We start from the raw sequence: 17,366 nt of genomic DNA, 5'->3' as shown, positions 1-17,366 counted from the left end.
GTGCACCCCCGCCCCCTGCCGTGCCCCGGTCACTCCTCGCGCAGGGGCACCTCCCGCATCAGCCAGGCCACCATGAAGATCACCGCGCCCAGCAGCGCGGCGCCGATCAGCACCCCGTGCAGACCGTCGGTGACCGCGGTCCGGACCGCGTCACGGACCCCGTCCGGCATCCCGCGCACCGCCTCCGGGGTCCAGGACGTGCCGCCGTCGGGCATTCCGGCCGTGTGGAGGCGGCTCGTGTAGACGGCGCCGAGCACGGCGATGCCCAGGGAGCTCCCGATCGTGCGGACGAGGGTGGCGGTTCCGGTGGCGGCGCCCATGTCGCGGGGTGTCGCGCTGTTGATGGTGATGAGCAGGGTGCTCTGCATCAGCAGGCCCATGCCGATGCCCAGCACCAGGGTCAGGGCGGAGGTCACCGCCGTGGGGGTGCCGGCGCCCGTCGCCAGCAGCAGGAGCGCGCCCACGGCCGTCAGTGCGCCGCCGAGGACCGGATAGGGGCGGTAGCGGCCGCCCTTGGAGAGGATCCGGCCGAGCAGGAGCTGTGCGCCGAACATCCCCGCCATCAGCGGGAGCAGCAGCATGCCGCTGGCCGTCGAGGACGCGCCGCGCACGAACTGCATGTACTGCGGCAGGTAGGTGGACGCACCGAGCATCGCGGCGCCCGCCAGGAACGTGAGGATCTGGGCGAGCGTGAAGTTGCGGTCGGCGAACAGCCGGGGCGGGATGATCGGTTCGGCGACGCGGCGCTCGACCCGGACGAACCAGACCAGGGCGACGGCTCCGGTCACCCCGAGGCCGATGATCTGCGGCGACGACCACCCGTACCTCGTACCGCCCCAGCTGCCCAGCAGGGTGAGCGCCAGGATGGCGGTGGTGAGCAGTCCGGCCCCCGCGTAGTCGATCCGCGGCTTGACCCGCTCGGTGTGCAGGTGCAGACGGAGGCCGATGACGAGCAGGGCGAGCGCGCCCACGGGGACGTTGACGTAGAAGACCCAGCGCCAGTTCAGCTGGTCGGTGAGGAAGCCGCCGAGCAGCGGCCCGCCGACCAGGGCGACCGGCATCATGGCGCCGATCATCGCCTGGGAGCGGCCCGCCTGCGAGGGCGGCATCATGACGCCGATGATGGACAGGGCGCCGACCATGAGACCGCCCGCGCCGAGCCCCTGGACGGCGCGGAAGGCGATGAGCTGGCCCATGTCCTGGGCGAGTCCGGAGAGCACGGACCCCGCCAGGAACACCGTGACCGACCAGACGAAGGCGCCCTTGCGCCCGTACAGGTCGCCGAGCTTGCCCCAGATGGGGGTGGAGACGGAGGCGGTCAGCAGATAGACCGTCACCACCCAGGACAGATGGTCGAGTCCGCCGAGGTCCCCGACGATCGTGGGCAGTGCGGTGCCGACGACCGTCCCGTCGAGCAGGCCGAGCACCAGGCCGAGCAGGAGAGCGAACAGGACGAGCTTCGACGGTCCGCTCCCGCCCTCGTCGCCGGGCGGCGGCCCGGCCGCTTCCGGCCCCTGCCGGGCGTGCGTGCCGTCCGTGGACTGAGTCATGGGTGCCCCCGTATCCGTATCCGTGATCCGTGTCCGTGAGGCGTTCTTCAGGCGGTGTACGGGGTGGCGGCGCGGGCGTCCCGCAGTGCGTGCGCCCACCAGGCGAGCTGGTCGAGGAGCGCCTTGGCGGCAGCGTCGACCTGGGCGTCGTCGACGGTGCCGTCCTCGGCGAACTGTCCGTAGGCGTTGTGGAAGCTGACGGTGTTGCGGATGGTCGTCGCGTTCAGCTCGGCCATCACGACGCGGAGCTGCTCCACGGCCCGCAGGCCGCCGGAGAGGCCGCCGTAGGAGACGAAGGCGACCGGCTTGGCGTGCCACTGCTGGTTGTGCCAGTCGATGGCGTTCTTCAGGGACGCCGGGAAGCTGTGGTTGTACTCCGGGGTGACGAAGACGAACGCGTCGGCCGCCGCGAGCCTCGGTGACACCAGGGCGAGGGCCTCCTCGGTACCCGGCGCCGGCGGCTCGCCGAACGCGGGCAGGACCGTGGGCAGCGGGGTCTCGGTGAGGTCGACGACATCGGTGGTCATGTCGCCGCGCTGGGCCAGGTGTCCCTTCAGCCACTGGGTGACGACGGGCGCGAAGCGGCCCTCGCGGGTGCTGCCGACGATGACGGCGACGCGGAGCTGCGGACGGGTGCTGCTGGACATGAGTCCCCCTGGTGAGCAGTGGACACGGAGGCCGTGAACACGGAGCCGTGGATGTGTACTGCGTATCTCGATGCGTACAACGTACACGTCCATGTGTACGTCGTCCACTGACGGATACGCTGTACGCTTCACGCCTATCGAGAGGAGCCCGCCCGTGACCGGCCGGAAGAAGGACAGCGGGAAGACGGCGCCGGACGAGTCGCTCTGGCAGCGCCTGGAACAGCCCGCGGCCGCACCCCGCACCTCGCTCACGCTGGAGCGCATCGGCGCCGTCGCGGTGCGGATCGCCGACGCGGAGGGCTTCGCCGCCGTCACCATGCGCAGGCTCGCCACGGAGCTGGGCGTCGCCCCCATGGCGGCCTACCGCCACGTCTCCGGCAAGGACGACCTGTGGGCGCTGATGGCCGAACGGGTGGCGGCGGAGATGCGCATCCCCGACGAGGTGACCGAGTGGCGCGAGGTGCTGCGCACCTTCGGCCTGCTGACCCGGGACACGATGCTGCGGCACCCCTGGGTGGGACAGCTGCCGACCCACCTCTTCATCCTCACGCCCGGCCGGCTGGCCGTCGCCGAACGGCAGCTGGCGGCGCTCGACGGACTGGGCCTCGACGAGGACACGATGATGGTCGCCTTCCGCACGGTCAGCGCCTTCGCCCACGGCTCGGCGCAGTCGGAGGTGGCGGTGCGGGAGTGGACGGAGTCGGCCGGCTGGTCGTCCGGCGCCGAGACGAGGCTGGGCCTGGCGCCGCAGATGATGTACCTGATGGGGACCGGCCGCTATCCCACGTACCAGCGCTACGGACTGCGGGCGACCCGCAAGGACGACGCGACCTGGGCCTTCGAGACGGGCCTCGACTGCGTCCTGGACGGGATCGCCGCCCGGCTCGGCATCTGAGGCGGCCCCGGAGCCGGCGCCCGGCGCGCTCCCCGTCGGCGTGCTCAGCATCACCCTGGACAGCTCACGTGACCGCCGGGTAACTTTTAACCAAGGCTGAGCAAGCGCTTAGCCAAGCCGAGCGAAGCCGACCAGGGAGGCACCCCGTGCGCCGTACGGTATTCAACGAGGACCACGAGGCGTTCCGGGAGACCATCCGCGCCTTCATCGCGGCCGAGGTCGTGCCGGTCTACGACGAGTGGTTCGCCGCCGGCCAGGCACCGCGCGACTTCTATCTCAAGCTCGGTGAGCTGGGCGTCTTCGGCATCAACGTGGACGAGGAGTACGACGGCGCGGGCATCGACTCGCACAAGTACGAAGCCGTCATCTACGAGGAGACCGCCCGTGCGGGCGTGTCCTTCGGCGGCTCCGGCGTGCACACGCTGCTCGGCCTGCCCTACGTCAAGATGCTCGCCACCGACGAGCAGAAGAAGCGCTGGCTGCCGAAGTTCACCACCGGCGAGGAGATGTGGGCCCTCGCGATGACCGAGCCGGGCACCGGTTCCGACGTCGCGGGCATGAAGACCTCCGCCAAGCTCTCCGAGGACGGCACGCACTACGTCCTCAACGGCGCCAAGACCTTCATCACCGGCGGCGTGCACGCCGACCGGGTCATCGTCTGCGCCCGTACCTCCGCCCCGCGCGAGGACGACCGCCGCTTCGGCATCTCCCTGTTCGCCGTCGACACCAAGTCCGCGGGCTACTCGGTCGGCCGCAAGCTCGACAAGCTGGGCCTGAAGGTCTCCGACACCGCCGAGCTGGCGTTCGTCGACGTGAAGGTCCCGGTCGAGGACCTCCTCGGCGAGGAGAACAAGGGCTTCGGCTACCTCGGCACCAACCTGGCCTCCGAGCGCTGGGGCATCGCCTTCGGCGCCTACGCGCAGGCCGCGGCCGCCGTCCGGTTCGCCAAGGAGTACGTGCAGGACCGCACGGTCTTCGGCAAGACCGTCGCCTCCTTCCAGAACACCAAGTTCGAGCTGGCCGCCTGCCAGGCCGAGGTGGACGCGGCCCAGGCCGTCGCCGACCGCGCGCTGGAGGCGCTGGACGCCGGTGAGCTGACCGCCGCCGAGGCCGCCTCCGCGAAGCTGTTCTGCACCGAGGTCGCGCACCGCGTGATCGACCGCTGCCTCCAGCTGCACGGCGGCTACGGCTTCATGAACGAGTACCCGATCGCCCGCCTGTACGCGGACAACCGGGTCAACCGCATCTACGGCGGCACCAGCGAGGTCATGAAGTCGATCATCGCCAAGTCCATGGGCCTGTAGAGCGGCTACGTTCTCCCCATGAGCTCAGCACTTGATTCCCTGCTCGATCTGCTCGACCTGGAGCAGATCGAGCAGGACATCTTCCGGGGCACCAGCCGTTCGGCGATCGTGCCCCGCGTCTTCGGCGGACAGGTCGCGGCCCAGGCGCTCGTCGCCGCGGGCCGCACCGTCCCCGCGGACCGGACCGCCCACTCCCTGCACTCCTACTTCCTGCGGATGGGGGACCCGGGAGCGCCGATCGTCTACAGCGTCGACCGCATCCGGGACGGCCGTTCCTTCACCACCCGGCGGGTCGTCGCCGTCCAGCACGGGCAGCCGATCTTCCACCTCTCGGCGTCCTTCCAGACGTACGAGGAGGGGCTGGAGCACCAGGCGGACATGCCGGCCGCGCCCGATCCGGACACGCTGCCGACGGCGGCCGAGATGCTGCCGCGGTACGCGGACCGGTTCAGCGACCCCGGAGTCGTCGACCGGCTGGTCGAGGCGCGGGCCGCGGTCGACCTGCGGTACGTGGACGCCCCGCCGTTCGGCACCGTCGGCGAGCCGCGCGAGCCCCGCTCCCAGGTGTGGTTCCGCACCAACGGCAAGCTGGCCGACGACCCGCTGCTGCACGTCTGCATGGCGACGTACGTCTCCGACATGACGCTGCTCGACTCGGTGCTCCTGGCCCACGGGCGCGGCGGCTGGGCGGTCGGCGACGTGGTGGGGGCGAGCCTGGACCACGCGATGTGGTTCCACCGGCCGTTCCGCGCCGACGAATGGCTGCTGTACGACCAGGAGTCGCCGTCCGCGTCCGGCGGGCGCGGCCTGGGCCAGGCCCGTATCTACACGCAGGACGGCCGGCTGGCGATCACCGTCATCCAGGAGGGCGTGGTCCGGGTCCCCCGGAAGGGCTGAACGGGCCTGCGGCTCGCGGCCGCGCGTCGGACATACCCGGCCCGGCTGCGGACATACTCCCCACCATGAGTGACGCACGTGCTGATGGCGGGGAGTCCGGTGCCGGAACGGATACGGCGAGCGGTGGCGAGTCCACGTTCACCGTCATCGTCGCGGCGGTGGCCAACCTCGGCATCGCCGTGGCGAAGGCCGTCGCCGGGCTGATCAGCGGATCGAGCGCGATGCTCTCCGAGGCGGCCCACTCGGTCGCCGACACGGTCACCGAGGTGCTGCTGCTCACCGCGCTCAAGCGCAGCGAGAAGCCCGCCGACGACGAACACCCGCTGGGCTACGGCCCCGAGCGGTACATCTGGGCGATGCTCGCCTCCGTCGCCACGTTCGTCGGCGGCGCGGTCTTCTCGATCTACGACGGCATCCACACCCTGGTCGCGGGCGAGGAGCTCGGCGACCCGCTCATCTCGTACCTCGTGCTCGCCGTCGCCTTCCTGCTGGAGGGCTTCTCCCTGCGCACGGGGCTGCGGCAGGTGCGCGCCGAGGCCGGCCGTCTCGGCACCCCCGCGAAGCGCTACCTCCGGCTCACCCCCGACACCGCGGTCAAGGCCGTCGTGATGGAGGACTCGGCGGCGCTCGCCGGTCTGCTGCTGGCCGCGGGCGGTCTGCTCGGCGGCCAGCTGTCGGGCTCCGGCGTCTGGGACGGTGTCGCGTCGATCCTGATCGGGGCGCTGCTCGTGTACGTGGCCTGGGTGCTCGGCCGGTCCAACGCCCAGCTGCTGATCGGCCGGCCGGTGCCGGCGGCGATGCGTGCGGGGGTGCGCGAGGAACTGCTGACGGTGCCGCACATCATCGACGTACTGGAACTGACCACGCTCATCCAGGGGCCGTCCGAGATCCTGATCGCCGCGAAGGTCGACTTCCGGGACGTGGCCAGCGCCGAGCAGGTCGAGTGGGCCTGCGAGGAGGCGGAGCAGCAGCTGCGGGAGCGGTATCCGGCGATCCGGCGGGTGTATCTGGACCCGACGCCGGGACTGGAACAGCGGCGCCGGGCCCGGGCCGCCGGAGGTGGCGCGGTGGCCGGCGACGACGAGGACAGCGGGGGCGGCGGGCTGTTCACCGACCGGACGGAAGGGCCCCGGTAACCGGGGCCGGCCGGACCGTCCGGACCGCGGCTACGCCGGCTCCAGCAGCCCCCGGAGCCGGTCCAGGTCGCCGGCGACCGTGTCGGCGTCCCGCTCGAAGTCGGCGTCGCTCATCCCGGGCCGCCGGCGAAGGGTGAACACGACCTCGCTGCCGGTGCCGTCGCCGATCACCCGGACCGGGTTGTGGACGGTCTCACCGGACGGCAGCGTGACGTCGTGGTCGAGGACGCCCAGCTCGTTGTGCGGCACGAAGTCCACCACGGCCCTTCCCATGGGCGAGGACTCGGCGACCCACCGGCCGTCGGTCTCCGTGATGGAGTCACCCAGGCCGTGGGCCCACGCGGGAAGGTTCCGCGGGTCCGACGCGAAGGCGTAGACCTCGTCGGCCGTGCGGGCGATGTGGACGCCGAGGTGGCGTGATTCCTTGGCTGCGCTGTTCATGGTCGTGACGTTAGTGCGCCACCGGTGCCGGCTTCTTGAACGAATCGGACACGCCCGGACGCCCGGTCCGGACGGTCAGAGCAGCCCGGCGGCGTCCAGGAGGTAGTCGGTCATCGGGTCGTAGAATCGCGGGTCCAGCACATGGTCGTCCAGGGGGACGGCCACCTGAAGGGTGCCCTCGGACTCCCCCAGGAACAGCGCCGGGTCGTTGCAGTCCGCGTAACCGATCGCGTCCAGACCGCGCTGCGCCGCGCATCCCGCCCAGCCGTGGTCGGCCACGACCAGGTCGGGCATCGGGCGGCCCTCGCGCTCCAGGGCGTCCAGGATGGCCGCCATCGGCGCCGGGGAATGGGTGTGCCAGAGGGTCGCGCCGCGCTCCTGCACGGCGACGTCCGCGAACTGGAAGACCATGCCCTCGTCCGCCATCAGCCCGGCCGGAATCCGCATGATCTCGCAGCCGGCCGTCCGCAGCGCCGCCGCCGTCAGCCGGTGGACGTCCAGGAGCCCGCCCGGGTGACCGGTGGCGAACAGCACCCGCTCGGAGCCGTCGGCCGCCTTCCGCAGCCGGGCCGCGGCCCGCTCCAGGGCGTCGACCGTGAGCTCCGGGTCGATGGTGTCCTGCCCGAACCGGTGCTCCGGGTCGTCGCTGACCCCGCACCGCTCGGCCATCACCGCCAGGACGTCCTGCTCGTCGCGCCACCGGTCGCCGAGCTCGAGACCCAGCCAGTAGTGGCGGTCGCCGTTGGCGAGCTTGCGGTAGTGGGCGAGGTTGTTGTCGCGCGGGGTCGCGACGTCTCCCGCGATACGCGTGCGGACGAGATGGTCGACGAGGGCGGCGCGGCTGGGTATCGGCATGAACCCATTGTGCCGTGGGGTGTGCGCAGCGTGCCGGGTGAATCGAGGGGTGGGCGGCCGGTCGCCCGGCCGCTCAGCCGGCCTCGCGCTCCCCCGCGGCGGCGAAGGCGCCCCGCGCCAGCCGGTGCAGCAGCGCCGCGGTGTCCGTGCGGCCGGGAAGGGCGCCGGGGCGGCCCAGGTGCGGGGTCGAGTTCAGCAGGCCGAAGACGGCGTGGACGGTGGCGCGGGCCTCGTGCTCGGGGAGGTCCGGGTAGAGCTCGCGGACGACGGCGACCCACACCTCGACGTACTCGCGCTGGAGCCGGCGCACCCGCTTGCGATCGGTGTCCCGCAGGCGGTCCAGCTCCCGGTCGTGCAGGGTGATCAGAGGGCGGTCGTCGAGGGCGAAGTCGATGTGGCCCTCGATGAGCGCGTCCAGGAGCGCCTCGGGGGACCTGTCACCGGAGGCGTCCTCGGAGACCCGCAGCTGCCCGCCGCTCAGCAGCCGCTCGCTGATGCCGACGAGCAGTTCGGCGAGCATCGCGTCCTTGCCGGGGAAGTGCCGGTAGAGGCCGGGGCCGCTGATGCCGACGGCGGCGCCTATCTCGTCGACGCCGACGCCGTGGAAGCCGCGCTCGGCGAAGAGGCGGGCGGCCTCCTTGAGGATCTGCTCGCGGCGGGTGGGGGCCGCGACGCGGGCGGCGGCATGGGTGCTCATGGGAAGTCATTCTAGACAGGCGCGTTAGCGGTCGTTAACCTGAAGGGGCGTTAACGCTCATTAACCACTGCGGTACGGGCAAGGGGGCTCGACAGGATGCAGCAGGCACCGGTGCTGGCGAGCGCGGCCGATCCCGCCTCGGAGGCCTGGCAGGCCAACGAGGCGGCGCATCACGCGCTCACCGACGAGCTGCGCAAGCGGCTCGCCACGGCCAGGCTCGGCGGGGGTGAGAAGGCCCGCGCCCGGCATGTGGCGCGCGGCAAGCTGTTGCCCCGGGAGCGGGTGGACACCCTCCTCGATCCGGGCTCGCCCTTCCTGGAGCTGGCCCCGCTGGCGGCCGAGGGGCTGTACGGGGGCGCGGCGCCGGCCGCCGGGGTGATCGCCGGGATCGGCCGGGTCAGCGGCCGCGAGTGCGTGATCGTCGCCAACGACGCGACCGTCAAGGGCGGCACGTACTACCCGATGACGGTGAAGAAGCACCTGCGCGCCCAGGAGGTGGCGCTGGAGAACCGGCTGCCGTGTCTCTACCTGGTGGACTCGGGCGGCGCCTTCCTGCCGATGCAGGACGAGGTGTTCCCGGACCGTGAGCACTTCGGGCGGATCTTCTACAACCAGGCCCGGATGTCCGGGGCCGGCATCCCGCAGATCGCGGCGGTGCTGGGCTCCTGCACGGCCGGCGGGGCGTACGTCCCGGCGATGAGCGACGAGGCCGTGATCGTCCGGAACCAGGGGACGATCTTCCTGGGCGGACCGCCGCTGGTGAAGGCCGCGACGGGTGAGGTCGTCACGGCCGAGGAGCTGGGCGGCGGCGAGGTCCACTCCCGTACGTCCGGGGTCACCGACCACCTCGCCGAGGACGACGCGCACGCGCTGCGGATCGTGCGGAACATCGTGGCCACCCTGCCGGACCGGGGCGCGCTGCCGTGGTCCGTGCAGCCGGCCGACGAGCCGAAGGTGGACCCCGCCGGTCTGTACGGGGCGGTCCCCGTCGACTCGCGCACGCCCTATGACGTGCGCGAGGTGATCGCCCGGGTCGTCGACGGTTCGCGGTTCGCCGAGTTCAAGGCGGAGTACGGCACGACGCTGATCACCGGCTTCGCGCACATCCACGGCCATCCGGTCGGGATCGTCGCCAACAACGGCATCCTGTTCTCCGAGTCCGCCCAGAAGGGCGCGCACTTCATCGAGCTGTGCGACCAGCGCGGCATCCCGCTGGTCTTCCTGCAGAACATCTCGGGCTTCATGGTCGGCCGCGACTACGAGGCCGGCGGCATCGCCAAGCACGGCGCGAAGATGGTCACCGCCGTCGCCTGCACCCGCGTCCCGAAGCTGACCGTGGTGGTCGGCGGTTCCTACGGCGCGGGCAACTACTCCATGTGCGGCCGGGCCTACAGCCCCCGCTTCCTGTGGATGTGGCCCAACGCGAAGATCTCCGTCATGGGCGGCGAGCAGGCCGCGTCCGTCCTCGCCACGGTCAAGCGCGACCAGCTGGGCGACGACTGGAGCGCCGAGGACGAGGAGTCCTTCAAGGCCCCGATCCGCGAGCAGTACGAGACCCAGGGCAACGCGTACTACGCCACCGCCCGGCTCTGGGACGACGGCGTGATCGATCCGCTGGAGACCCGGCAGGTGCTGGGGCTCGCCCTGACCGCGTGCGCCAACGCCCCGTTGGGCGACGCCGGCTTCGGCGTCTTCCGGATGTGAGGAACAGATGACGATGTTCGACACGGTTCTCGTCGCCAACCGCGGCGAGATCGCGGTCCGGGTCATCCGGACCCTGCGCGAGCTGGGGGTGCGCTCGGTCGCCGTCTTCAGCGACGCGGACGCGGACGCCCGGCACGTGCGGGAGGCCGACACGGCGGTACGGATCGGTCCCGCCCCGGCCGCCGAGAGCTACCTCTCGGCGGACCGGCTGCTGGAGGCGGCCCGCCGCAGCGGCGCACAGGCCGTCCACCCCGGCTACGGCTTCCTCGCGGAGAACGCGGGCTTCGCCCAGGCGTGCGCGGACGCGGGGCTGGTCTTCATCGGCCCGCCCGCCGCGGCCATCTCGCTGATGGGCGACAAGATCCGGGCCAAGGAGACGGTCTCCGCGGCCGGTGTCCCGGTGGTGCCCGGTTCCACGGGCAGCGAGCTGACCGACGGCCAGCTCGCGGACGCGGCCGACGAGATCGGCATGCCGGTGCTGCTGAAGCCCTCCGCGGGCGGCGGCGGCAAGGGCATGCGGCTGGTGCGGGACGCGGCGCTGCTCGCGGACGAGATCGCCGCCGCCCGGCGCGAGGCGCGCGCCTCCTTCGGCGACGACACGCTGCTCGTGGAGCGGTGGATCGACCGGCCGCGCCACATCGAGATCCAGGTGCTGGCCGACGGCCACGGCAACGTGGTGCACCTCGGCGAGCGCGAGTGCTCGCTGCAGCGCCGCCACCAGAAGATCATCGAGGAGGCGCCCTCGGTCCTGCTCGACGAGAAGATCCGCGCGGCGATGGGCGAGGCGGCCGTGCAGGCCGCCCGGTCCTGCGGCTATGTCGGCGCGGGCACGGTGGAGTTCATCGTCCCGGGCAACGACCCGGCTTCGTACTACTTCATGGAGATGAACACCCGTCTCCAGGTCGAGCACCCGGTGACGGAGCTGGTCACCGGCCTCGACCTGGTCGAGTGGCAGCTGCGGGTCGCATCGGGCGAACAACTCCCCTGCACCCAGGCCGGCATCACCCTCACCGGCCACGCGGTCGAGGCGCGGGTCTGCGCCGAGGACCCGGCGCGCGGCTTCCTGCCCTCGGGCGGCACCGTGCTGGCACTCCACGAGCCGCAGGGCGGCGGGGTGCGGACGGACTCGGGGCTCGCCGAGGGCGGCGAGGTCGGCAGCCTGTACGACCCGATGCTGTCCAAGGTGATCGCGTACGGCCCCGACCGGGCGACGGCGCTGCGCCGGCTGCGGGCGGCGCTCGCGGGCACGGTGGTCCTCGGCGTCCCGACCAACGCGGGCTTCCTGCGCCGGCTGCTCGGCCACCCGGCCGTGGTGGCGGGCGACCTGGACACCGGCCTGGTGGAGCGCGAGGTGGACGGGCTGGTCCCGGACGGGGTGCCGGAGGAGGTGTACGCGGCCGCGGCGCTGCTGCGGCAGCACTCCCCCGCACCGGCCCGCGCGGACGTCTGGGCCGACCCGTTCTCGGCCGGCGACGGCTGGCGCCTCGGCGGCACCCCGGCCCGGACGGTGCGGCACTTCCGCATCCCCGGTCACGACCCGGTCCAGGTGGGCCTGCGGCCGTGCGGACCGGCCGTGGAGCTGACCTTCGGCCATGTCGGCGAGGGCGCCCGGCCGCCGGTCCCCGACTCGGGCGCGTGCGGCCCGCTGGGCCCGCTGCCCGGCAGCGCTGAGACGGCCAGGACCCTGTCCGTCGCCGGCGGCCGGATCACCCTCGAACTGGCCGGCGTCACCCACACCTTCGCGTACGCCGTCTCCCCCGAGGGCCACTGGCTCGGCCGGGACGGCGACACCTGGCACGTGCGGGACCACGACCCGGTGGAGGCTTCGCTGAGCGGCGCCGCCCACTCCGGGGCGGACGCGCTCGCCGCGCCCATGCCGGGCACGGTCACCGTGGTGAAGGTGGCCGTCGGGGACGAGGTAGCGGCGGGGCAGAGCCTCCTCGTCGTGGAGGCGATGAAGATGGAGCACGTCATCTCCGCCCCGCACGCCGGCACCGTCACCGAACTCGACGTCACCGCCGGGACCACGGTGGCCATGGACCAGGTACTGGCGGTCGTGGTCCCCGCGGCCACCGCCGGGGAGGACGCATGACGACCACCGACCGCACCCTGCCGATGACCGTGGCCGCACCGGACCTGCCCGCCCGGGTCCGTATCCACGAGGTCGGCGCCCGTGACGGGCTGCAGAACGAGAAGACGGTCGTGCCGACCGGGGTGAAGGCGGAGTTCATCCGCCGCCTCGCGGTCGCCGGCCTGAGCACGATCGAGGCGACGAGCTTCGTCCACCCCAAGTGGGTGCCCCAACTGGCCGACGCCGAAGAGCTGTTCCCGATGCTCGGCGACATAGGGGACGTGGGGGACGTGGCGCTCCCGGTCCTCGTGCCGAACGAGCGGGGCCTGGACCGGGCGCTGTCCCTGGGGGCCCGCCGGATCGCGGTCTTCGGCTCGGCGACGGAGACGTTCGCGGCCCGCAATCTCAACCGGACGGTCGACGAGTCGCTCGCCATGTTCGAGCCCGTGGTGGCCCGTGCCAAGGCCGACAAGGTGCATGTGCGCGGCTATCTGTCGATGTGCTTCGGCGACCCGTGGGAGGGGGCCGTCCCCGTCCACCAGGTCGTCCGCGTCGCGAAGGCGCTGATGGACCTCGGCTGCGACGAGCTCTCGCTCGGCGACACGATCGGCGTCGCGACCCCCGGCCACGTACAGACCCTGCTGTCCCGGCTGAACGAGGAGGGAGTGCGCACCGACACGATCGGGGTGCACTTCCACGACACCTACGGACAGGCGCTGTCCAACACCCTCGCCGCGCTCCAGCACGGCGTGTCCACCGTGGACGCCTCCGCGGGCGGCCTCGGCGGCTGCCCGTACGCGAAGAGCGCGACCGGAAACCTGGCCACCGAGGACCTGGTCTGGATGCTCGACGGCCTCGGCATCGAGACCGGCGTCGACCTCGACGAGCTCACCGCCACCAGCGTGTGGCTCGCCGAACAACTGGGCCGACCCAGCCCGTCCCGCACCGTCCGCGCCCTGTCCCACAAGGAGCAGTGATTTCCCGATGTCCCTGGACCACCGGCTGACCGCCGAGCACGAGGAACTCCGACGCACCGTCGAGGAGTTCGCCCACGACGTGGTCGCGCCGAAGATCGGCGACTTCTACGAGCGCCACGAGTTCCCGTACGAGATCGTGCGCGAGATGGGGCGGATGGGCCTGTTCGGGCTGCCGTTCCCGGAGGAGTACGGCGGGATGGGCGGCGACTACCTCGCCCTCGGCATCGCCCTGGAGGAGCTGGCCCGGGTCGACTCGTCGGTGGCGATCACCCTGGAGGCCGGGGTCTCGCTCGGCGCGATGCCGGTGTTCCGCTTCGGTACGGAGGAGCAGAAGCGGCAGTGGCTGCCGAGGCTCTGCTCGGGCGAGGCGCTCGGCGCGTTCGGCCTGACGGAGCCGGACGGCGGTTCGGACGCGGGCGGCACCCGGACGACGGCGGTGCGCGACGAGGCGACGGGCGAGTGGGTGATCAACGGCTCCAAGTGCTTCATCACCAACTCGGGTACGGACATCACCGAGCTGGTGACGGTCACGGCGGTGACCGGCCGCAAGGAGAACGGCGCCCCGCGCATCTCCGCGATCATCGTGCCCTCCGGCACCCCCGGCTTCACGGTCGCCGCCCCCTACTCCAAGGTCGGCTGGAACGCCTCGGACACCCGCGAGCTCTCCTTCTCCGACGTCCGCGTCCCGCTGGAGAACCTGCTGGGCGAGGAGGGCCGCGGCTACGCGCAGTTCCTGCGGATCCTGGACGAGGGCCGGATCGCCATCTCGGCACTGTCGACGGGCCTCGCGCAGGGCTGTGTGGACGAGTCCGTGAAGTACGCCGCCGAGCGGCACGCCTTCGGCAGGCCGATCGGCGCCAACCAGGCGATCCAGTTCAAGATCGCGGACATGGAGATGCGGGCCCACATGGCCCGGATCGGCTGGCGGGACGCGGCGTCACGGCTGCTGGCGGGCGAGCCGTTCAAGAAGGAGGCGGCGATCGCCAAGCTGTACTCCTCGACGGTGGCGGTGGACAACGCCCGCGAGGCGACCCAGATCCACGGCGGCTACGGCTTCATGAACGAGTACCCGGTGGCCCGGATGTGGCGCGACTCCAAGATCCTGGAGATCGGCGAGGGCACGAGCGAGGTGCAGCGGATGCTGATCGCCCGGGAGCTGGGGCTGCCGGCCTGACCGGGAGGCGGTGCGGCGCGCGCGGACCTCAGTCCTGAGCCGCCGCGCCGCCCAGTACGGCACCGAGTGCGACGGTGGCGTCGAAGAGGGCCCGGGAGCGGAGAGCGATGTCCGCGTCCCGGGCCGCCAGTGCGGACAGGACGTCTTCCCGGCGGTGCCCCTGGCGCAGCACCGGCATGAGGGTCCGGAGGGGGTCGACACGGTATCCGGCTCCGCGCAGCTGATGGACGATCCGGGCGTCCCTGACCTGGGCGGGTGAATAGCGCCGGGTGTCCCGCGGCGGGACCCGGTCGGGCACGACGAGCCCCTCGGCGTCCCAGTGCCGCAGCGTCGAGGGCCGCACGCCGAGCGCGGCGGCCAGTGCGGAGACGCTCATCGCGTCCGAGGGGCGTGCGTCCTCGACGGGCTCGGCGGAGATCGCCTCGGCCGCCTGCTGGGCGAGCGCGAGGTCCGTACGTTCCCGGTCGAGCCGGGCGTGCGCCGCGTCGAGACGGGCGAGCACCTCCGTGACCGGACCCCGGTGGGCGGCCCGCAGCATCCGCTTGGCCTCGACCGGTCCCACCCCGGCCGCGAGGGCCCGGTAGGCGAGCGCGGAGTGCAGGTGGACCTCCCGGTAGACCCGGTAGCCGGCGGCGGTACGCGTCGCGGCCGGCAGCACGCCGTCGCGTTCGAGGTTGCGCACCTGCTGGACCGAGCAGCCGGCACGCCTCGCGACATCGACCGTGCGCAAGACCGATGATTTGAGAGTTGGCACCCGCTCTCCCCTGCCGGTCGGCTCGAAGTCTCCACAAGCACCTTAATGAAACGCTTGAGGACATGACCATCGACCAGATCATCGCCTTCATGCAGGACCTCGACGGAGTCCGGGTCCTCAGGCCGCAACCCGGCGACGGCTCGCCCGGGATCAGCTGGGGGGACACCTTCTTCTCCTACTCCCCCGACGCTGCCGCGCCGGCCACGGCTCAGCCGTTCGCGACGATCGTGACGAAGAACTACCCGGGCGACGAGAGCTCCCGCCTGGACCGCCCGGACACCTTCCGCGTCAGCATCGCCGCCGGCCGGGAAGCCTTCACCGAACGGACCGGCCACGCGCCGGACGCACCGGCCCTCGACGACGCCCCCGACACCACCGATGCTGTGAGGGCGCACCCCGTCTACGGCTCCGCCGGCTGGCTCGCGGTGGTGAATCCGGGGCCGCGGACGGAAGAGGTCACCTACGAGCTGCTCCGCGGCGCGTACGACCTCGCGCGGGCGCGTCATGAGCGACGTACCGGGTGACGGCCGGGCGGCGCTCTCGTCCGAGCGACCACACGACGGCAGATGTCCGGGAGCCCCGATGACGGTAGAGATCATCTACGAGACCCACTCCACCAGCACGGACAACGAGGCCGGCATCGCCACCGGCCCGCTCCCGGGGGAACTCTCGGACCTGGGCCGCCGCCAGGCCCGTGAACTGGGCGAGCGCCGGCCGGGCGACGGCTTCGCGGCCGTGTTCACCTCCGACCTGCGCCGGGCCGTCCAGACGGCCCGCACCGCGTACCCCGGCGGCCCGCCCCCGATCCACCAGGACGTCCGGCTGCGTGAGTGCGACTACGGCGACCTCAACGGGAGCCCTCGCCGCCACGTCGCCGCGCGCCGGCTCCAGCACATCGACGTCCCGTTTCCCGGCGGCCGGAGCTACCGCCAAGTCGTCGCGGCCACCGACGCCTTCCTCCACGACCTGGCCACCGGCTGGGACGGCAGCCGCATCCTGGTGATCGCCCACTCGGCCAACCACTGGGCACTGGAACACCTGCTGACGGGCACTCCGTTGGAGGAACTGCTCCAGGCACCGCCCGCATGGCGTCCGGGCCGGCGGTACGAACTGCCCGGCGACTGGCCGGCTCCCGCCGCCGGGTGACCTCACCACCCGCCCACCCGCCCGCACCTGCGCAATTCGTTCGACAGCGGTCGGCCGTGCCCGGCAGAGTTCCTTCATGAAGCCGCAGCACTGGCCCCTGTACGGGCTCCGCATCCGCACCCCCCGCCTGGAACTTCGCCTTCCGGATCTGGAGTTGCTGGACGAGCTCGCCTCGGTCGCCGCCGACGGGGTGCACGCCCCGGACGTCATGCCGTTCACCGTCCCCTGGACCGACTGCCCGCCCGTCGAGCGGGGGCGAGCGGTGTTCCGGCACGTGCTGAGCACCATCGCCGACTGGTCCGTGCAGGACTGGTCGTTGAGCCTCGCGGTGCTGTGCGAGGGCCGGGTGGTCGGACGGCAGGACGTGGCGGCGAAGAGCTTCGCGGTGACCGGGGAGGTGAGTACCGGCTCCTGGCTGGGGCTCGCGCACCAGGGGCGCGGCATCGGCACCGAGATGCGGGCCGCCGCCCTCCATCTCGCCTTCGCGGGTCTCGGCGCCGGCGCGGCGGTCTCGGCCGCGATGACGGACAACCCGCGCTCGCTGGGCGTCTCGCGCAGGCTCGGCTACGTCCCGGACGGGCTGGAGGTCGCCGCCCTGGGGGACGCGCGCGTCACGCTGCAGCGGCTGCGGCTGGAGCGCGACCGGTGGGAGGACCGCCGGTCGGCCGACGTCACGGTGGAGGGGCTCGACGACTGCCGGGCGATGTTCGGCGCGTGACCCTCCTGGTGCACACCTTCATCCGGGGCAGGAGCGGCAAGCGGCACTTCCTGGACGATCCGGAGTACGGCCACACCCTCGCCGGTTTCGAGAAGAGCCGGACCAAGCTGTGGGGATCGCGGCCGGCCCGCGACCTCGGTGCCCGTTTCCTCCCCCAGCTCGCCACCAGCGACCTGTACGTGGAGCCGGAGGACGTCCTGGCGTTCCTCGCCGAGTGCGAGCTGCTGGGCGACCACATCGAGGCGCTGGCCGCGCACAGCGGCTATGCCGACGACTACGTGGCGGAGCGGCTGGCCAACATCACGGCGGCCGCCGAGCGTGCCCTGGACGTGGACGGCGGAGTCATCGTCTGGTGACCGGAACGGGGGCGTCCACCGGCGCGACAGCTCGTGAGGTTAGG

The 17,366-nt window shown here is 72.3% G+C and carries 18 protein-coding genes; 12 read left to right on the top strand and 6 right to left on the bottom strand.

All coding sequences use genetic code 11. The features are described 5' to 3' along the window. Positions 1-29 precede the first annotated feature (29 nt). Positions 30-1,550, bottom strand: coding sequence for a DHA2 family efflux MFS transporter permease subunit (locus OG521_25725; GenBank protein WUW23983.1), 1,521 nt, complete (start codon positions 1,548-1,550; stop codon positions 30-32). Between the two features lie 47 nt (positions 1,551-1,597). Further along, complete coding sequence (locus tag OG521_25720) at positions 1,598-2,197, bottom strand: NAD(P)H-dependent oxidoreductase (protein ID WUW23982.1); 600 nt, start codon at positions 2,195-2,197, stop codon at positions 1,598-1,600. A 154-nt stretch (positions 2,198-2,351) separates the two neighbouring features. Between OG521_25720 and OG521_25715 the strand changes: the two genes are divergently transcribed. From OG521_25715 to OG521_25700, 4 genes are all read left to right on the top strand, one after another. Then, complete coding sequence (locus OG521_25715) at positions 2,352-3,092, top strand: TetR/AcrR family transcriptional regulator (protein ID WUW23981.1); 741 nt, start codon at positions 2,352-2,354, stop codon at positions 3,090-3,092. 146 nt (positions 3,093-3,238) lie between these two features. After that, positions 3,239-4,396: an acyl-CoA dehydrogenase family protein gene (locus OG521_25710; GenBank protein WUW23980.1), complete on the top strand. Its 1,158-nt coding sequence runs from the start codon at positions 3,239-3,241 to the stop codon at positions 4,394-4,396. A gap of 18 nt (positions 4,397-4,414) precedes the next feature. Further along, positions 4,415-5,293: an acyl-CoA thioesterase II gene (tesB, locus tag OG521_25705; protein WUW23979.1), complete on the top strand. Its 879-nt coding sequence runs from the start codon at positions 4,415-4,417 to the stop codon at positions 5,291-5,293. 65 nt (positions 5,294-5,358) lie between these two features. Next, positions 5,359-6,429 (top strand): cation diffusion facilitator family transporter, encoded by a 1,071-nt coding sequence (locus tag OG521_25700; protein WUW23978.1) that lies wholly within the window; start codon positions 5,359-5,361, stop codon positions 6,427-6,429. Between the two features lie 30 nt (positions 6,430-6,459). On the opposite strand, the gene OG521_25695 is transcribed toward OG521_25700, so the two are convergent. The 3 genes from OG521_25695 to OG521_25685 form a co-directional block, all read right to left on the bottom strand. After that, positions 6,460-6,870, bottom strand: a complete 411-nt coding sequence (locus OG521_25695; GenBank protein WUW23977.1) for an SRPBCC family protein — start codon at positions 6,868-6,870, stop codon at positions 6,460-6,462. A gap of 75 nt (positions 6,871-6,945) precedes the next feature. Then, positions 6,946-7,725: a phosphatase gene (locus tag OG521_25690; protein ID WUW23976.1), complete on the bottom strand. Its 780-nt coding sequence runs from the start codon at positions 7,723-7,725 to the stop codon at positions 6,946-6,948. A gap of 73 nt (positions 7,726-7,798) precedes the next feature. Next, on the bottom strand, positions 7,799-8,422 hold the full coding sequence (locus tag OG521_25685) for a TetR/AcrR family transcriptional regulator (GenBank protein WUW23975.1): 624 nt from the start codon (positions 8,420-8,422) through the stop codon (positions 7,799-7,801). A 96-nt stretch (positions 8,423-8,518) separates the two neighbouring features. Between OG521_25685 and OG521_25680 the strand changes: the two genes are divergently transcribed. The 4 genes from OG521_25680 to OG521_25665 are packed head-to-tail and all read left to right on the top strand — an operon-like array spanning position 8,519 to position 14,348. Continuing rightward, entirely contained in the window at positions 8,519-10,126 is a 1,608-nt protein-coding gene (locus OG521_25680; protein ID WUW23974.1) for a methylcrotonoyl-CoA carboxylase, read from the top strand. Positions 10,127-10,139: 13 nt separating this feature from the next. Beyond that, positions 10,140-12,218 carry an ATP-grasp domain-containing protein gene (locus tag OG521_25675; GenBank protein ID WUW26796.1) on the top strand — a complete coding sequence of 693 codons (2,079 nt, stop codon included), beginning with the start codon at positions 10,140-10,142 and terminating at the stop codon, positions 12,216-12,218. Then, the gene (locus tag OG521_25670) at positions 12,215-13,174 is read left to right on the top strand and encodes a hydroxymethylglutaryl-CoA lyase (GenBank protein WUW23973.1); all 960 of its coding nucleotides are present in this window, start codon (positions 12,215-12,217) and stop codon (positions 13,172-13,174) included. Before OG521_25675 ends, OG521_25670 begins: the two co-directional genes overlap by 4 nt. Positions 13,175-13,181: 7 nt before the next feature. Beyond that, positions 13,182-14,348, top strand: coding sequence for an acyl-CoA dehydrogenase family protein (locus tag OG521_25665; protein ID WUW23972.1), 1,167 nt, complete (start codon positions 13,182-13,184; stop codon positions 14,346-14,348). A 28-nt stretch (positions 14,349-14,376) separates the two neighbouring features. On the opposite strand, the gene OG521_25660 is transcribed toward OG521_25665, so the two are convergent. Next, positions 14,377-15,078, bottom strand: a complete 702-nt coding sequence (locus tag OG521_25660) for a MerR family transcriptional regulator (protein WUW23971.1) — start codon at positions 15,076-15,078, stop codon at positions 14,377-14,379. 86 nt (positions 15,079-15,164) lie between these two features. Between OG521_25660 and OG521_25655 the strand changes: the two genes are divergently transcribed. From OG521_25655 to OG521_25640, 4 genes are all read left to right on the top strand, one after another. Beyond that, on the top strand, positions 15,165-15,626 hold the full coding sequence (locus OG521_25655; protein WUW23970.1) for a DUF6194 family protein: 462 nt from the start codon (positions 15,165-15,167) through the stop codon (positions 15,624-15,626). Positions 15,627-15,684: 58 nt separating this feature from the next. Further along, complete coding sequence (locus OG521_25650; protein WUW23969.1) at positions 15,685-16,248, top strand: histidine phosphatase family protein; 564 nt, start codon at positions 15,685-15,687, stop codon at positions 16,246-16,248. 76 nt (positions 16,249-16,324) lie between these two features. Then, on the top strand, positions 16,325-16,966 hold the full coding sequence (locus OG521_25645) for a GNAT family N-acetyltransferase (GenBank protein ID WUW23968.1): 642 nt from the start codon (positions 16,325-16,327) through the stop codon (positions 16,964-16,966). Next, positions 16,963-17,322 (top strand): hypothetical protein, encoded by a 360-nt coding sequence (locus OG521_25640; GenBank protein ID WUW23967.1) that lies wholly within the window; start codon positions 16,963-16,965, stop codon positions 17,320-17,322. The genes OG521_25645 and OG521_25640 overlap by 4 nt, the downstream gene beginning before the upstream one ends. The last annotated feature ends 44 nt before the right edge of the window (positions 17,323-17,366 follow it).

The sequence above is a fragment of the Streptomyces sp. NBC_01463 genome (assembly GCA_036227345.1).
Classification (GTDB): Bacteria; Actinomycetota; Actinomycetes; order Streptomycetales; family Streptomycetaceae; genus Streptomyces.
The sequence above is the reverse complement of the archived record's forward strand: the minus strand, read 5'-3'. Positions and strand labels throughout refer to the sequence as shown.

What these genes read in the sequence shown, in the direction of transcription:
- OG521_25725 (WUW23983.1), bottom strand. Translation starts at nt 1,550, where the DNA reads ATGACTCAGTCCACGGACGGCACGCACGCCCGGCAGGGGCCGGAAGCG.
- OG521_25720 (WUW23982.1), bottom strand. Translation starts at nt 2,197, where the DNA reads ATGTCCAGCAGCACCCGTCCGCAGCTCCGCGTCGCCGTCATCGTCGGC.
- tesB (WUW23979.1), top strand. Translation starts at nt 4,415, where the DNA reads ATGAGCTCAGCACTTGATTCCCTGCTCGATCTGCTCGACCTGGAGCAG.
- OG521_25700 (WUW23978.1), top strand. Translation starts at nt 5,359, where the DNA reads ATGAGTGACGCACGTGCTGATGGCGGGGAGTCCGGTGCCGGAACGGAT.
- OG521_25695 (WUW23977.1), bottom strand. Translation starts at nt 6,870, where the DNA reads ATGAACAGCGCAGCCAAGGAATCACGCCACCTCGGCGTCCACATCGCC.
- OG521_25690 (WUW23976.1), bottom strand. Translation starts at nt 7,725, where the DNA reads ATGCCGATACCCAGCCGCGCCGCCCTCGTCGACCATCTCGTCCGCACG.
- OG521_25685 (WUW23975.1), bottom strand. Translation starts at nt 8,422, where the DNA reads ATGAGCACCCATGCCGCCGCCCGCGTCGCGGCCCCCACCCGCCGCGAG.
- OG521_25680 (WUW23974.1), top strand. Translation starts at nt 8,519, where the DNA reads ATGCAGCAGGCACCGGTGCTGGCGAGCGCGGCCGATCCCGCCTCGGAG.
- OG521_25675 (WUW26796.1), top strand. Translation starts at nt 10,140, where the DNA reads ATGTTCGACACGGTTCTCGTCGCCAACCGCGGCGAGATCGCGGTCCGG.
- OG521_25670 (WUW23973.1), top strand. Translation starts at nt 12,215, where the DNA reads ATGACGACCACCGACCGCACCCTGCCGATGACCGTGGCCGCACCGGAC.
- OG521_25665 (WUW23972.1), top strand. Translation starts at nt 13,182, where the DNA reads ATGTCCCTGGACCACCGGCTGACCGCCGAGCACGAGGAACTCCGACGC.
- OG521_25655 (WUW23970.1), top strand. Translation starts at nt 15,165, where the DNA reads ATGACCATCGACCAGATCATCGCCTTCATGCAGGACCTCGACGGAGTC.
- OG521_25650 (WUW23969.1), top strand. Translation starts at nt 15,685, where the DNA reads ATGACGGTAGAGATCATCTACGAGACCCACTCCACCAGCACGGACAAC.
- OG521_25645 (WUW23968.1), top strand. Translation starts at nt 16,325, where the DNA reads ATGAAGCCGCAGCACTGGCCCCTGTACGGGCTCCGCATCCGCACCCCC.